The following is a 16,082-nucleotide window of genomic DNA, read 5'->3' on the forward strand; positions in this document are numbered from 1 at the left end:
GGCGGTGCCCAGGGCGTTGACCGTGGAGCCCGCCACGGCGGCCATGGCGCGCGCCGCTTCACCCGGATTGGATGCCGTCAGAGAGCCGATGGCGTCGTCCACCTGCTTGAGCAGGGAGTCTCCGGGGATGCCTCCGGGCAGGTTCCAGAGCAGTTCCGCCCCGGCCCTTGAGTTGAAGGAGTGTGCAACACGAGCATATTTGTTGTCCCTGGAAGCCGTAGCCACCAGGATCAGATTTCCTCCGTCAATGGTCAGGTATGCACCGCTTTCAAATTTCTTGAATGCCGCGGAAGAGTCCAGCGTAATCGCGAGCTTGTCGCTCCCGTCGAGGTCAATGTCTCCCGCTCCCTGCATGAGCGTGTAACTCCCGTCCGCTCCCAGCACAAGTTCATTCCTGCCCGTGGAGCTGAGTACGATGTCCGCGCCCTGGCTGATGCTGATGTTCCCCGTTACATTGATGATGGGGCCGGCATAGTCCGTGTTGAACGTGAGGTTGGTCGTGGAACCGCTGCCAAGCGTCAGACTGCTCAGGGTGAGCGCCGTGTTGGCCTTCGGGTCATCTACCGTGCCACCCATCCGGATATCCAGGCGTCCGCTGTTGTTCAGAGCCCAACTGCTGCCGGATGCCGTCACCACATTGTTCAACACCTGGCCGGCCTTGCCCGTGATGGAAAGCGTTCCTTTTCCTTCCAGCGTTCCACTGAAGACATGGCCGGAACCGGTATCTCCGCTATTGACGGAAAGATCCCCTCCATTGCCCTTCAAGGTTCCCGCCCCGCTAAGGCCGGAGACGGCATTGCCCGTGGTGGAGCCTATGTCAAGGGTACCGGAAGCGGTATCGTTTTTCACCAGTTCCACCACGTTGCCGCCGCGGAGGCCGGCTGTGCCGGAAAGCGTGAGCTTGTCATTGAGAACGAGTGCTCCATTTCCCCCAATCGTGCTGTTGTCAAGGGAACTTGCACCATTAATGGTTACATTCGCACCGGAACCGAGAGACAGCGTTCCGCCTTCGCCCTCGTCCGTCAGGTCGCCCATCACGGCGTCCTTGCCGACAACCAGGGAAGAAGCGGCACCCGTTCCCGCAAGCACTACATGATCAAAGTCATTGCCCGTGCCGTCAAGCGTCAGCGTGCCTCCTTCAACGCGCAGGGTATCCGTCACAAAGGAACCATTGACCTTCAGGTTGCCGGTGTTCTGCTTCACGAAGGTGACACCGTTTTCTCCAACGATGCTGCCGCCCATGATTGTGTCCGCCCCGGCGTAGTCGTTCGGCGCGGGCAGTCCCGTTTCCAGGCGCTCATTGTTCAGGATTACGACGGCGTTGCCGCCGTCCGCATTCATGTTTTCCACTTTCAGCGTGCTTCCCGTACCGCCAAGCAGGTTGTTGATGACCGCTCCGTTCCCGTCTTCGGCGCCAGGCGCTCCGGCGAGCTGTACGGTCAGCGTTTTGTTCTGGCCGATCACTACGCCGGAGTACATGCCCAGCGTGCCGTAGTGCGTTACCGTATCAGGATCAGACGTAGCGGTGTCATCCACCATGTACAGTCCGCTGACCTGACCGCTCAGCACCAGGCTTCCTCCGTTCGCATCCTTCACACGGATACCGTAGTTGGACAGAATCGCACTGAACTGGATGTTTGCCAGGTCGTCGCACTGGAGCGTTCCCGTCGTCAGCGTCAGCCAGCTTTCCGTTCCCGCGTTCTTGTGCGCTATGAGCGTGTCCACGATCGCATCCACGTCCAGGTCCACGCGTGCCGAGTCGTTGATGATCAAATTACCGCTGCCCTGGTCAATCATCGCCGTTCCGGCAGCGCCTTCACCGACGTTGGCTGTCCCAAGCGTCAGATTCAGTGTACCGGTGGCGCCTTCTCCAATCGTGATGTCTCCGGAAACGCCGGCCAGTTTGCCGCCGGAAGCCAGGGTAATGCCCGTGAGCATGTCCCCGTTCGTTCCGCCCAGGTTAATGACCGCCGCCGAGTCCACGACGATACCCGCCGTGGAACCTTCCGCACGGGTCATGGCGGAGGTCAGATTTCCGTTGACTATTTTCAGCGTACCCGCACCGGAGAGCGTCGTTCCGGACCATTGGGCCGCCTGGCCAGCCGTGCCCAACTGCACGATACCCGCGGCATTCGTGATGCCCAGGTCACCCGTGGCGGTATTGGTTTTGTCCAGAATCAACGTACCCGTTCCGGCCTGCGTCAGGCTGGCATTGCCCTGCACGGTGGCGTTGAGGGTCAGTTCCGCATTGTTGTAGTTGACCGTGTAACGCGCCGCCAGGGATGTATCCGCAGAACCCGCATTGCCGTCCAGAACAGCGCCGTTTCCGAAGATCGCGTTTCCGGTCCCCGTCGTGCATGCACCTCCATTGCCGAAGTTCCAGCCCTGGTAGCCGCCGGTATTATTCGTAGCGTTTGTGGACAGGGTTCCCTGAAAGTCCTTGAGCGGACCGGTAAGAATGTTGGTAAGCTTGACGTTCTGGGCCAGCCCCCAGGATCCGGAACCGGAAATAGCTCCCGAGAAGGTGTAGCTGCCCCCGGAGGAACCGTCCTGCACCGTGCCGTGCCGGGCACCGATTTCCATGTTGGCCGCCGTCGTTCCCGCTGAGAAATGGAAGCCCTTGCCGTCAATGAAGACCGTGCCTGCACCGAGAGACCCTCCGGTACCGAAAGCCACACGGTTGCCGCTGGTGTTCATGTTTTCACCGTTGCCGAGCAGTTCCAGCCTGCCAGTGAAGTTGTTATTGCCGGTATTGGTGACACTCACCTGTTCGGCGCTGTCCGCCGTTCCTATCGTGATGGTGCCCGCGCCATTGAGCTGGGCGTGCAGGTTGACCGTACCGCCGGCCAGGGCCAGCGTGGCACCTTCATTCACGCGGATGATCGTAGCGTTATTGGGATCAGAGCCCAGCGTGGCTCCCGATGTGAAGGCAAGCGTGCCTTCCTGCACCGTCAGATGAGCCAGGGACGCATCCGCATAAGCCAGGGCCAGCGTACCGCCGCCCGTCTTGGTCAAGGTGGTAGCCACCGTATTCATGACGCCGGCCGTCAGTCCCGACCAGGTGACAGTATCACCCGCACCCATCACGGAAACATTCAGGGCGCCTCCGTCTCCCATCGCGATGCGGCCGGAAATGTCGTAACCCGTCACGTCCGTTCCATTGGCGGAATCGGCATAGGCCAGCGTGCCGCCGTTGAAGGTAATGGCGCCATCCGTCCCCAGCGCGTTGACTGCACCAATGGTCAGGGTGCCTCCATTCAGAATGGTTCCCCCCGTGTAGGTATTGGCCAGATTCATGCTGACATTGGAATTGCCATTTACGGTCAGCGTCGTGGGATCCGTGGAATCCGCAATAGCCCCCGCATTGTCGGGATCACTGACAAAGGTGTAGGTGCCGCTGTTGATGATAACGCTCTTGGGCGTCACATTGCCGGAGACTTTTACTTCACCCGCCTCAGCGGAGGTGAAGTAGATTTCCTGATCGTCCAGCGTCGTTACGCCTTCCAGCTTGGTAGTCCAGCCGTCAGTACTGGAATTCAGCCACTTGCGGTTCGTCCCGCCGTTCCAGACAAAGCCGGTGTCTCCGCTGACATCTTTCACTTTCAGCACAAGGCGGTTGCCTTCCACCACCACGGAGTATTCAAAGCCTTCCTTCTGGATTTCCGGCGTCCACGTGAAGGATTCGCTGGTCAGGCTTCCGGCGGTCGCCCATTGGGCGAGGATGTAGTCGGAAGCTTCCAGGTCTCCGTAGTTGTTCAAGGTAAGCGTGCAGTTGGCATCCGTCAGAGCCAGCGCGCCGGACTGGATATTGATGATCGGCTGATCGGCCACCAGCCCCGTCATGTCAAAGGTCAGCGTGGCGCCGCTGTTCAGCGTCAGGCCGGAAGCAGTGGTCATTCTGGCGCCCGCGCCCATGGAGATGCTGCCCAATGTCATGGCGTTCGTGTTTGTAAACGCCAGCGTGCCGCCGTTTACCGTCGTCCGTCCCGTGTAGGTATTCTGCGCGGACAGGGTCAGGGTGCCGGAACCGTTTTTGACAAGGCTGCCCGTTCCGGAGAGAACGCCGCCAAGCGTAATCGTGGTGCCGGGCTGGTCGTTATAAGATTTGGTCGCCGCATCATATTGACGCGTATCAACCGTCAGTTCACCGCCAAGAGTCATGTTCTGGGCGGCGGACCAGCCTTCCGCCGCGGTCGTACCCAGCGTTCCGGAATTTATGTTCAGATTGATCGTATTTGCATGGCCCGTGGCCACAATGCCGCCGGCGCCGAGCATCAGGCTCCCCCCATTCAAATTAATGGTAACTCCCTTTTCGCTGCCGGCCCAGTTTTGTCCCATATCCAGGGTCTGAGCCAGAACCATGGCATCCCGGGCAATGTTCATGACGGATTTCCCGTCGCGGGCCGCTTGCAAGGTACCGGTAATGTTCATGACAGCGCCCTCATTAATGTTGAGCGTCGTCGTGCCGTTGAATTCATAACGGCCGATAAAGCTGCCTGCCGTCAGGGTTGCATTGGAATCCAGCGTCCAGTTGGAAGCCGTGTCCCTCACCCCTATCAACCTGTATTCCCCGCCAATGTCAACTTTCCCTTTCAACACCGTGGTACCGGAAGCGGACCACAGGTTTCCGGCGCCCGTGATTGTATTGCCATACGTACCCGCAGAAAGGGTCAGGCGCGTGCCGGCACCAATCTCATAGCTTACCTTGGTCAAGACATCCGTCGTCGTACCGGAGGCGCTCCCCGACAGTTTCAGCGTGCCGGTGGAGTCGGAACTGAGGCGCGTACCCAGTCCATTCCATGCGCCTGAGGTTATTTCCAGAACGGAGTTACCCCGCAGGAACACCGTACTGGTGCCCAAGGCTCCCCCGACAACAGTAAGCTTGCTGCCGTCATAAAGGACCGTGTCTCCGCTGTAGGAGTTGGTATTGTTGAGGGTCAGGGACGCACCATCCAGAAGGTTCAGCGTCGTTTCCCCGGTGATGGAACCATCCCCGGCGAAGACGAAGTCCGTTCCCACAACATTGATTTTACCCGGCGCCACATCGCCGACAATCGTTACATTCTTGTTTACGCCGTCTCCGTTGGAGAAATAAACGGTCTGACCATCCGTATAGGCGGATGGAGTTCCGTCAAGGTCCCAGGAAAGATCCGTTCCGGAAGTGCTCCAGTTGCCGCTCTTCCAGCGCAGGAGACCTTCCTTGTCGGCCAGGGAAATGTACAAGGTATTATCATTGACGGTAAACGTAGCCTTGTATAATTCAGCCGCGGCACCACCGAGCGTAAACATGGAAAAGTCCGTCAATCCGGTTCCATGCAGAAGTGCATATTCCGTACTGGTAGTAATAGAGGAAATGCCAAGCTGAATATCCGTGGCAGCAGTTCCCGTCACGGAATTAACCGTCAGAGCCGCCGTATCCGTGCTCAAGGAATCAAAGCTCAAGGCTCCTCCGTTCAATGTCAGGGCCGCTCCCAACGTAGCCGTTCCACCTGCAATGTTGGTCGTACCCAGTGTGGAACCGGCATCCAGGGAATAGCCAGTATCGGATGTCACAGCCACATTAAGCCCCCCGCCGATGAGCAGGGTTCCCTGTCCGATGACGCTGGAATCTTTTACGGTCAGATTGCCTTCCCGCAGTTCCACCGTTCCGGTGAAGCCGGGAACGGCAGCCGTCTCTCCTTCAGCAGGAACAGAAACCTTGGCAGTACCATTCAGAACAAGGGTGCCTGCTCCCGTTTTCACGAGTTTTCCGCTGCCGGTCAATCCATTCTGGAATGTGATCGTACGGGCAGTGGTACCGTCGTTGGCATCCACAGTGTCAATAATCGTGCCATTAATAGAACCAACCAGGTTGATGAACGATCCCGTATAATTGGTATTGTAACCGAGGGACCAATTGTCCAGGGCACCCAGCGTACCTTCCCCCAGCTGAATGACAGAGGAGCCGGCAAAATTGGTAATGCCGGATGTCCCGAAGTTCACGCGGGCATCCCCGGTTGTGGCAGTACCCAGAAGAAATTGCCCCTTAAATACTCCACCGCTTTCTCCCCAGAAATCCATTCCCAGCAGATTGGCCGTGCCGGCAGCGGCACTAAACGTTCCCTTCGACTGGGCTTCAGTACCAGCCCATGCCAGGAACATCGTAGCGCCCAGGGAATTCAGAGTACCACCCTGCAAATTAATTCTGCCGCTCCCTGCCGCCCAATGGGCAAGAAGAAGACTGCGGGTATTCGCATGGCCATTATTCGTTCCCGTTACATTCAGGGTAGCCCCCGAATTTATTACAAAAACGCACTCGGACGTAGAGGGGTCTCCATTCCTGTCCCCCAGGCGCAATTGGCCGGTGGACATTTCAGTACCTTGATTCAAAACAATCTGGGAACCATCCCAGCGGCTGGCCATGTAAACACCTGCTGCCGTCACCTGGCTATTGTTGAAATTCATGGTACTCGTGCAGTAGTCATTCTTGATGGACCCCACCTGTATGGTATTGTCCTTGAACGTTACAGACGGGCCATATCCTCCGGAAGCCTCGTTAAAACCAATTCTCCCCGCATAGTCAATATCCCCGGTGATCGTTACATTACCGGTGTGCCCTTTAAAAATAAGTTCGTTGGAAGCCGCGACGGAATCACCGCCCACGATGTTTGTGGTGAATGCGGAAGCGGTAGTGAGGCCATCCCCCAGTTCAAAAGTCATGTTCCCTTCCACCACCATTCTGGAAGCCGGCGCAACGGTATTGCCCGCCCCGCTGCGGATCAGGAAGGTACTGCCATTGTTCATATGCAGAACGGCATCTCCCATGCTGGTGGAGGAGGCAGCTCCCGACAGGTTGGCGGCAAGCGTCCCATTGATATAAACATTTTCAAGACCGGAAGCAGCCCCCAAAGAGACAGTATTGTTTCCATTTGAGGATGCTGTAAGCCAGACACTGAGGGAAGCCCCTTCCGAACCGCTAACCTCTGAAGAGAAAGAAGAAAAACGGCTGGCATCACTTCCCAAAGTCAACTCGGCATTGTTGCCCAAGATGACGGATTCCGCTGCCAGGGAAGCTGAATTCTCCAAAAGCAGGGAATAAACGGTCCCATCTTCAAATGTCATGGATTTAACGTCAATGGCTCCCGAAACAGTCACCGTTTTATTGCCTTCATCAGCATTGAAAATGACGGAATCCCCATTCAGGAAGGAAGTGTCCGTTTTTCCGCCATCCCCTTCCTTGTACCAGCCCGTTCCCTTGTTACTCCAGGTCCCGGAATCGGATTTCCATATGAGGGTTTCTGCAGCGTAGCCCGCACCCTTGTACTGCACGGACATTCCGGAGCCAGTGGACACAAGCAGAAAGTCCCCTGCCCCCAACTGATCTGCGGAATTAACCTGCGTCAACGCTTCGTAAGCATCTTCTCCGGTTTGCTTCCAGATGAGCAGATTGTCCAGAGAGCTTCCCAGGTCGGCGCCAGCCGCCATGAATTTACGGGTCAGCACCATGTCCGTGGTCAACGTGCGGTTGGTCAGGGACGCATCTTCCATGCTGTTTGCAACCACCACTTCCACATTCCACGTCTTTCCGTTTTTGGTGACCGTGGACGTATTCGCCAGATTGACGAGGCCGTTGAGGCCGATGTGCCAGTAATGGTTGCCCGCACCGGGACCGTTGTCAAGATTGAGGTTGCCGCTCGGCGTCGTCAGGTTCAACGTGCCGTCCACATATACATTGGCATGGCCCTCAGCCTCACTATTTTTGATTTGTGTTCCAAACGATGTAGAAAGGGTTGAACCGCTGCCCACAAAAATGCTTCCCGCATAGGGTCCCATGCCCACCGTTACATTGCTGTTCCCCGTCACGGAGATACCCCCTTGGTCGGAAGTAGAGGGGGGAGCACCCGTAACAGTCACGTTCACGTCGTTGAAAATAAGATGTGGGCCCGTATCACCCGGCCGGGACGGCGCGGCATCACCCTCCCAATTGCCTGCCGTACCCACGGCGTTATCATCGCCCCCGCCCGTCCATGTGAATTCCGTCCCGCCAAAGGCAGGCGCCTGCCAGAAATCAGCAGAAGTAGCCGCCTGTGCAGAAAATGAAGAAAATCCGGCGAAAGAAACCAAAGAGGCAATAAGAGCGGAACGCAAACGGGGAGGAAGATGAAGTCTCATATCACAATAATGTTGTCCCCACTAATAACCGGATTGTGAATCCGTTGGCAAGACTATTTTCCTTAAAGACTCTCCATGAATACTTCATGAAAATATAGAAAATTAATCAAATCATTTTAAAATATTACATATAACATTTTTAAATGATATAAAATATTAAATATGAAACGATTATAATAATAAATAAAACAAGGGGAATTCACAATCCGGAGAAAGCAGAAACACTTGAATCATCTGGTGCAGACACAAAAAAAGGCCGTCCCCGAAGGAACGGCCTGAAAAATGGGAATATTTTTTATTATTGAGCTCCGTTCTGCTTGAGCATTTCCTGAAGCTGTTCGGGAGAAATGCTCATGGGACCGCCCTGGGGAGCCGGGGCTTCCGAGATGCCATCCAGTTCCAGTTCAAAGATGAGGGGGGAATTGGGCTCAATCGGTGCGCCGGGCGTGTTTTCACCATAAGCCAGCTCGGACGGGATGTAAACAATCCACTTGGAACCGACGGGCATCGTGGTCAGGGCTTCCGCAAAGCCGGGAATGACCTGGAGGGGAAGTTCCACGGATTGTCCCTTGGTGTCGTCAAACACGGTACCGTCCAGCAGCGTGCCCTTGTACTTCACCTTGAACATGGGGTTCTTGAACTTCTTCTCGTCAAACTTTTCGTCGCCGCCCTTCTTTTCCACCTTGTACTGGAGGCCGGATTTCGTGGTGACCACGCCTTCCTTCTTGCCGTTTTCCTCCATGAATTTCTTGCTGGCTTCCAGATTGGACTTGGCCTTGGCGGCAATGCGCTCGTCAATCTGCTTCTGGAACGCGTCCAGAGCAGGCTTCAATTGATCCTGGTCCTTGGCGGGCTTGCGAACCATGCCGTCCTTGATGCCCTGCAGGAAGGATTCCTGGTCCAGATCGTCAAAGGTGAGGGTGGGAACGGAGCCAAGCTGCTGGCCGCTTTGGAAGCCCAGGAAATAGCCCAGGTCCTTTTTCATCTGTTCAGGAGACACAGTAATTTCTTTCTCTTGTTTGGGTTGATCGGCCGCCGGAGCTTCAGCAGCCTTGTCTTGTGCGCCGGCCACACCCGCCAGAAGGGCGGAAGCGGCAAACAGGGCGATGGAAGGGTTCATCTTCATGGTTGTTTTTATCCTTTACTTGAAAAGAGGACTCCTTTTTAACGGATTCCGTTCACAGAACAAGACAAGAGAATAAGTCATCCTGTCATCAGTCCCGGAAAAGCGTGTTCTTCCGCAACCGCATTACTCCAGAGTTTCCAGCACGCGGGCAATCATGGCGGGATAAAGCCTGTGCTCCTCCACCTGGATACGGGCATGCAGGCTTTCCGGCGTATCTCCGGGCAATACGGGCACGCGGGCCTGCCCGAGGATGGGGCCCGTGTCCATGCCTCCGTCCACATAATGCACGGTGCAGCCGCTTTCTTCCGCGCCCGCATGGACGGCCTGTTCCCAGGCGTGCAAGCCGGGGAACGCAGGCAGGAGGGAGGGATGGATGTTGACGATGCGGGAAGGGAACGCCTGCAGCAAGGGGGATTTTACCAGCCGCATGAAGCCGGCCAGGCACACGCAGTCCACGCCGTATTCCTTCAGGCGCGCGGCAACGGCCTCCTGGGATTCCTCCGGGAATTTGGTCTTGAAGCCCGCGCAGTCGATCACTTCCGCCGGAACGCCCCAGGAACGGGCGCGTTCCAGAATATAGGCATCCGGGTTGTCGGACATCACCACGGCTATTTCCGCCTTGAGGGCGCCGGACCGGATGGCGTCATGAATGGACTGGCAATTGGAGCCGGAGCCGGAGCCGAGTATTCCTAATTTGGGCAATCTGGACATCCGGGGGATGAAACCACAGTTTTTTGCCCGTGGCAAGCCTCCGGCTTGACAAAAAGCCCGGCATATTCGCCTAATAAAGGCATGAGAGACACTCGTTTTCAGGAGTTGGCCGCCCAGCTCGCGGGATACTCCACCGCCCTGCGCCCGGGCGACCGGGTTCTTCTGGAATTAACGGATATTCCGGAAGAAATGGGAGTGGCCCTCATCCGGGAAGTACGCGCCGCAGGGGCTCTTCCCTTTCTGCACCTGAACCAGACGCGGCTGAACCGGGAAATGCTTTCCGGAGCCGTGGAGGAGCAGTATGAAGCCATCGCCCGGCACCGCATGGCGGAAATGGAGGACATGGACGCCTATATAGAAATTCGCGGAGGCGGAAACGCCTTTGAATTTTCCTCCGTTCCCCAGGAGAACATGGCCACAGCCATGAAGGCGCTGAATCCCGTGGCCCAAAGACGCATCCGCCACACGCGCTGGTGCGGGCTGCGCTGGCCGTCGGAAGGCATGGCCCAGCAGGCGGCCATGAGTACGGAAGAGTTTGAGGATTTTTATTTCCGCACCTGCCTGATGGATTACGGAACTCTGCGCCCCGCCATGAAACGGCTGGCGGAGATGATGGAAGCCGCCGACAAGGTCCGTATCACGGGGCCGGGCACGAACATTGCCTTTTCCATCAAGGGGCTGAACGCCATCCCCTGCGCCGGGGAGTGCAACCTACCGGACGGGGAAGTGTTTACGGCCCCCGTCATCGACAGCGCCAACGGGCACATTTCCTTCAACGTTCCCTCCCTGTTCCAGGGCATTCCGTTCGATTCCATCCGCCTGACATTGGAAGACGGCCTGATCGTTCACGCGGAAGCCGGGGACAAGACCCCGCAGCTCAACGCCATTCTGGACACGGACCCCGGCGCGCGCCGGCTGGGGGAATTCGCCTTCGGGGTCAATCCGGCCATCACCAAACCGATGCGGAATATTCTTTTTGACGAGAAGATATCCGGCTCCTTCCACCTGACGCCGGGACAGGCCTACCATGTGGCGGACAACGGCAACCAGTCCCGAATCCACTGGGACATGGTCTGCATCCAGACGGAAGAAGCCGGAGGCGGAGACATTTACCTGGACGAAACACTCGTGCGCCATAACGGACTTTTCACTTCCCCGGAACTGGCTATACTCAATCCCATTCATTCATGACTGCCGCTCCCTCTCCCGCCAAAAAACGTTCCCTGCTCCGCAAGCTTCTTTATCTGGCCTCCGCAGCCGTCCTGCTGGGCTCCCTGCTCCTTTCCTACATGCAGTGGGAGGCAAATACTCTGAAATTCCATGAAACACAGGCGCCGGCTGGATGCCTGCCCGGCCTTTCCGGCCTGCGCATCCTGGTCCTGTCGGACGTGCACACGGGCCTCCCCATGCTGGAAGAGGCGGTGCACATGGCGGAGCAGGCCAAACCGGACATGATCGTGTTCCTGGGAGACCTTTACACGGATTACCAGCGGGCCACCCATGCCGGAGACTACATCAGGCAGTTCCAGAAACTTTCCGCCATCGCTCCGTCCTACGCCTGCCTGGGCAACCATGACATGGCCCTGGCCGGCAATGTGGAACGCATCCTGAAGGAGGGAGGCTTCACGCTGCTGAGGAATTCCGCCTCCTTCATCACCGTCCCCAGGCTGGGTAACGCCGAATTCAAGCTGGCCGGGCTGGGAGACGTGCGGGAGGGGGACTGTTTTCCGGATAAATGCATGGCTCCGGCGGACCCGGCGGAGGATTCCCCCATGCCGACTATCGTCCTGTGCCACAACCCCAAGGGTAGGGAACTGCTGGACCGCTACCACTGGAACCTGATGCTTTCCGGCCATACGCACGGAGGGCAGATCAGGCTCCCCTTCTTTTCCTCCCCCCTGCTGATGGTGGAAGGGGAAACCATGGCTTCCGGGTTTTACCCTTACGGGGAGAAATCCGTTTTTGTTACTCCCGGCATAGGGTACATAGGGCCGGGGCGCTTTAACTGCCCGCCGGAAGTCAACCTGATCACCATTCCCTGAGCCCTTTTTTCCGTCCGCCCATGATGTTCCTTTCTGTGCTGGCTTCCGCGGAACCGAATGCCGCCCCGCCCTTTTTCACGCTGCTGACCGTCGTTTTCATGGGGATCATCGCGATCGCCCTGGTTCTGGCCCATTTCCGGCAGTCCCTGATGGCGGGCTACTTCATCTGCGGCGTCATTCTGGCCAACTGCGGTGTTCTGGACCACATTCCCAATTCCGACGTCAGCATCCAGGCCCTCTCGGAAGTGGGCATCATCCTGCTCATGTTCACGCTGGGACTGGAATTTTCCCTGGACGAACTCAAGCACCTGCGGAAAACGGCGCTGCTGGGCGGCGGCCTCCAGATGTTCCTCTGCACGGCGGTCTTCGGTCTGGGACTGCATTACGTGACGGGCATGGACATCAGCCATTCCCTGACGGTAGGGGCCATCATGGGGCTGTCCTCCACGGCGGTAGCCCTGAAATCATTCCAGGAATTCGGGCTGAGCGGCACTTCCGGAGCCAGGATGGCGCTGGGAATCGCGCTGTTCCAGGATATTGCGGCCATCATGCTCGTGGCCATCATGCCCCAGATATTCGGGGCCTCCCGCGATTCCTGGGAAACGGCGTTCAACATAGGAGCCGCCGTTCTGAGAGGCGTGATCTTCCTGGCCGCCGCATGGCTGATCGGCCGCTATCTGCTTCCGCGCATCATGCTGGCCGTGGCCCGCACAAAAAGCCGGGAGTTGTTCACCCTGATGGTGTTCGCCATCTGCTCCGGCATCGCCATGCTCGCCAGCCTGCTGGGATTGAGCATTGAGCTGGGAGCGTTCACCGCCGGGCTTTTCGTCAGCGGCTCCTACTACAGCCACCGGGTTCTCAGCGAAGTGCTTCCGTTCAAGGACCTTTTCCTCACCATTTTCTTCGTTTCCGCGGGACTGCTGATCGATATTAACGACCTGTGGGAACACATCGGCAACGTAGTCGTTTTCGCCACCTTCGTTCTCGCCGTCAAATTCGTGGCCTGCCTTGTGGCGGCGCATTTCCTGAAAATTCCGGGGCGCATGGGCATCATGGCTTCCACGGCCCTGACCAACGTGGGGGAATTCTCCCTGGTGCTGATCCCTTTCATGCAGGAGATCACCCCCATTCCCGCCCTGGTGACGGCCAACGTGTACGCCATTGCCGCCGTCTCCATGGGCATGACGCCCCTGCTGATGAAGGCGGCGCGCCGCCTTACCCCACTGCTGGTGCGCATTCCCGGCCTGAAGATGAAGAATGAACGCATGAGCGTGGAAAACCTGATTACACGCGTATCCGGCATCAAGGACCACGCCGTCATCTGCGGCTACGGCCCCGTGGGCAGAAGAATGCACGAAAGCCTGGGGCGGTACGGCATTCCCTGCATCATCATCGACTTGAACGCGGATACCGTCAAATCCCTGCTCAACGGAGGCCATCTGGCTTTTCTGGGGGACATCCAGCACCAGATCACCATGGAGCTGGCGAGCATCCGGACGGCGCGCCTGATCGCCTTCACCTTCCCGGACCCGAATCCGGCCCTCTCCACCTACATGCAGATCAAGAATGCCAATCCCGATATCACTGTGATTGCCCGCGCCAAATTCCGCTCGGAAGTAGCTTCCCTGCATCACGCCGGAGTCGTCAACGTCATTCACGACGAAGAGGAAACTGGCGCCGCCGCCGTGCGGCTGGCTAAGCTGAGCTTTGACATTATCGAAACCGGGAACGGAGCCCCGCTGTCCCACTGATATCATGAATCTGCCGGACGCACATACCCATCCCGCTCCGGCCGCTTCCGGCACCGGCCTCCGCTTCGTCTGCGGAACGTCCCCGGCGGACTGGGAGCAGGCGGCGCAACTGGCTGAACGAGACGGAAACGTCACTCCGTTTTTCGGCATTCATCCGTGGTTTCTTGATCCGGCCGCATGGCGCCGGGACATGCTCCTTCTGGAAGAATTCCTGAACCGCTTTCCAAAGGCGGGAGTGGGGGAAACCGGCCTGGACAAATGCCGCCGCGGCATTCCGGGCATGGATGTACAAAAAGAGGCGCTGCGCCGCCATCTGGATATGGCCGCGCGGATGAACCGCCCTGTTGCCTTGCATTGCTGCCACGCCTGGGGCTCCCTGGCCGGAATGCTGAGGGAATATCCCCGCCTGAAGGCCATCCTGCACGGCTGGACCGGGGCTCTGAATCCGGCGTCCGACCTGCCTTCCGAGGACTGGCTGCTGTCCATCGGCCCCCGGGAAATGGAACGCGCGGATATTTTTACATCCGTTCCCCTGCACCGTCTGGCGCTGGAATCGGACGAACATCCGGAGGCCCTGCCGGACCTTTACCGGGCTGCGGCGCAGGCTCTCCGGATGGAGGAATGCCGACTGGCCGGAATCGTCACGGACAACCTGTCAAGAATCTCCCCTCCATAACGGTTTTCACGAAGCGGGGAGGACGAACTGTTCCGCTGGCATACTCCATGGCGGCGCGGCGGCTTTTTTCCTTGGCAGCCCCACGCCGGAGGCTATCATGCGGGCATGGGCCTTTTTCAGGATCAAACCAGTTCTTTGTCGGAAATCAAGCGGCTCGCCGCACTCGTCATGGATCCCTCCCGCAGGGACGAAATAGGCCCTGATCAGTGGCCCCTGGCCATGATCGCCTACGGCCTGGTCACCTGTAATGAAAAAAACAGGCAGGCGGAAGGCATTGAAATTTACCGCACCTTCCAGTCCTGCTGCGCCCCGGACACCAGGAAGAAGTGCGCCCTCCAGCTTGCGGCCTTCATCCAGCAGCGCAAAGGCGACGGATGGCGCGCCCTGCTCCCCTTTGCGATGACGGACGAACTGGCGGACATCCGCCGCCAGGCCGCCTTCCTGATTTATACGCTTGCGGCTCCGGAACGTGAAGAACGCTTCCCCGGAATCGCCGGACTGGCGGATATCATTTGCGCCGCCCCCCTTCCGGGGCAGGCCGGCATGTCCCCGGCGCTGGACGCCCTGATGAGTCTGGGGGATCTGCGGTTCGCCCCTTATCTGGCATCCATTTCCAAAAAACTTTCTCCGGACCGCCTTGCGGAACTTCTGGAAGGGACGGAGGCCATTCCGACCGAACTGGGCTGCAACTGGCTGCTGGACATTCTGGACGAGCATGCGGAACTTTCCTCCACGGTGGCCCGTGTGCTGGCAGCCATGCCCGTCAGGGCCGGGGAAGTGATGGACGTAGTCATTCCCGTTCCGTCCTGGCAATTCACGAATTCCGCCGTCCAGCCGCTTCATTCCTGGAGCATTCCGGAATACGGGCTCCGCATGAAGGAACGGCTCGCCCAAAAGCTTGCACCCGAAGACCTGAAAACCGTCACTCTGGCCTGGAGCTGACGTCATAGAATCTTCGTACCACCCATTCATGGTGGAAATGAACGAAGGCTTGGTAAACGTCCGGATCCAGCGTTTTCTCATGCGTCATCAACAGCAACGGATATGATTCCCCTTCCGCCGTATAAGGCGGATGGATGTAGTCGAACTGGGGGTTGGGCACAAAACCGTGCCTCTGGTAGAATCCCAGCCGGCGCCGTGAAATTTCGTCCTCCGGAGGGTCAATTTCCAGAATGACCTTGTGCGGGAAGGCGTCCCGCAGTTCCTCCAGAATCCTCTGCCCCGCCCCCTGACCGCGCAGGGAGGCACTCACGGCGAAATATTCCAGATACACGAATTCCTGCCGCCGCCAGGTCACCAGAATGGCGGCCACCCGGCCCGCTTCATCCAAAAACACTTCGTAATAAAACCCCGGGTCTTCAAACACCAGCGGAAAATCCTGAATACGCCGCTGCTCATGAAGCGGAAAACTTGTCCGGTAGATATCCAGAGATTCCACAAACAGGGGATCATCCACTCCCGTCACACGGCGTTTGGTCAAGATTTCAGGCTTCATGCCCTGCATCCAAGCATATCCGGCAATTCCCGGCAAGCCTCCCGAAACGAATCACCGAGTCATGCCGCCGTATTTTCCGATTTAACCTGCTTTTTTTCCATACTCTGATCCCTTCGCCCAACATATTTCA

Annotated in this window: 9 protein-coding genes; 5 read left to right on the plus strand and 4 right to left on the minus strand. The window is 57.9% G+C overall.

Annotated features, from left to right (window positions below; genetic code table 11):
* The 3 genes from HMPREF3039_RS00005 to purN form a co-directional block, all read right to left on the minus strand.
* On the minus strand, positions 1 to 7,893 hold a 7,893-nt coding region (locus HMPREF3039_RS00005; RefSeq protein WP_231863804.1), incomplete at its 3' end, for an autotransporter-associated beta strand repeat-containing protein.
* A 556-nt stretch (positions 7,894 to 8,449) separates the two neighbouring features.
* Positions 8,450 to 9,277: an FKBP-type peptidyl-prolyl cis-trans isomerase N-terminal domain-containing protein gene (locus HMPREF3039_RS00010; protein ID WP_067569702.1), complete on the minus strand. Its 828-nt coding sequence runs from the start codon at positions 9,275 to 9,277 to the stop codon at positions 8,450 to 8,452.
* A gap of 123 nt (positions 9,278 to 9,400) precedes the next feature.
* Positions 9,401 to 9,988 (minus strand): phosphoribosylglycinamide formyltransferase, encoded by a 588-nt coding sequence (purN, locus tag HMPREF3039_RS00015; protein ID WP_067569704.1) that lies wholly within the window; start codon positions 9,986 to 9,988, stop codon positions 9,401 to 9,403.
* An 81-nt stretch (positions 9,989 to 10,069) separates the two neighbouring features.
* Between purN and HMPREF3039_RS00020 the strand changes: the two genes are divergently transcribed.
* The 5 genes from HMPREF3039_RS00020 to HMPREF3039_RS00040 all read left to right on the plus strand — a co-directional run bounded on the left by HMPREF3039_RS00020 (position 10,070) and on the right by HMPREF3039_RS00040 (position 15,399).
* Positions 10,070 to 11,179: an aminopeptidase gene (locus tag HMPREF3039_RS00020; protein ID WP_067569706.1), complete on the plus strand. Its 1,110-nt coding sequence runs from the start codon at positions 10,070 to 10,072 to the stop codon at positions 11,177 to 11,179.
* Positions 11,176 to 12,030, plus strand: coding sequence for a phosphodiesterase YaeI (yaeI, locus tag HMPREF3039_RS00025; protein ID WP_067569707.1), 855 nt, complete (start codon positions 11,176 to 11,178; stop codon positions 12,028 to 12,030). Before HMPREF3039_RS00020 ends, yaeI begins: the two co-directional genes overlap by 4 nt.
* Positions 12,031 to 12,050: 20 nt before the next feature.
* Positions 12,051 to 13,781, plus strand: a complete 1,731-nt coding sequence (locus tag HMPREF3039_RS00030; RefSeq protein WP_067569709.1) for a cation:proton antiporter — start codon at positions 12,051 to 12,053, stop codon at positions 13,779 to 13,781.
* Positions 13,782 to 13,785: 4 nt separating this feature from the next.
* Positions 13,786 to 14,457: a TatD family hydrolase gene (locus HMPREF3039_RS00035; RefSeq protein WP_067569711.1), complete on the plus strand. Its 672-nt coding sequence runs from the start codon at positions 13,786 to 13,788 to the stop codon at positions 14,455 to 14,457.
* A gap of 105 nt (positions 14,458 to 14,562) precedes the next feature.
* Entirely contained in the window at positions 14,563 to 15,399 is an 837-nt protein-coding gene (locus tag HMPREF3039_RS00040; protein ID WP_067569712.1) for a hypothetical protein, read from the plus strand.
* On the opposite strand, the gene HMPREF3039_RS00045 is transcribed toward HMPREF3039_RS00040, so the two are convergent.
* The gene (locus HMPREF3039_RS00045) at positions 15,380 to 15,952 is read right to left on the minus strand and encodes a GNAT family N-acetyltransferase (RefSeq protein WP_167506685.1); all 573 of its coding nucleotides are present in this window, start codon (positions 15,950 to 15,952) and stop codon (positions 15,380 to 15,382) included. The genes HMPREF3039_RS00040 and HMPREF3039_RS00045 overlap by 20 nt on opposite strands.
* Positions 15,953 to 16,082 lie beyond the last annotated feature (130 nt).

Source organism: Akkermansia sp. KLE1798 (assembly GCF_001580195.1).
Taxonomy (GTDB): domain Bacteria; phylum Verrucomicrobiota; class Verrucomicrobiia; order Verrucomicrobiales; family Akkermansiaceae; genus Akkermansia; species Akkermansia biwaensis.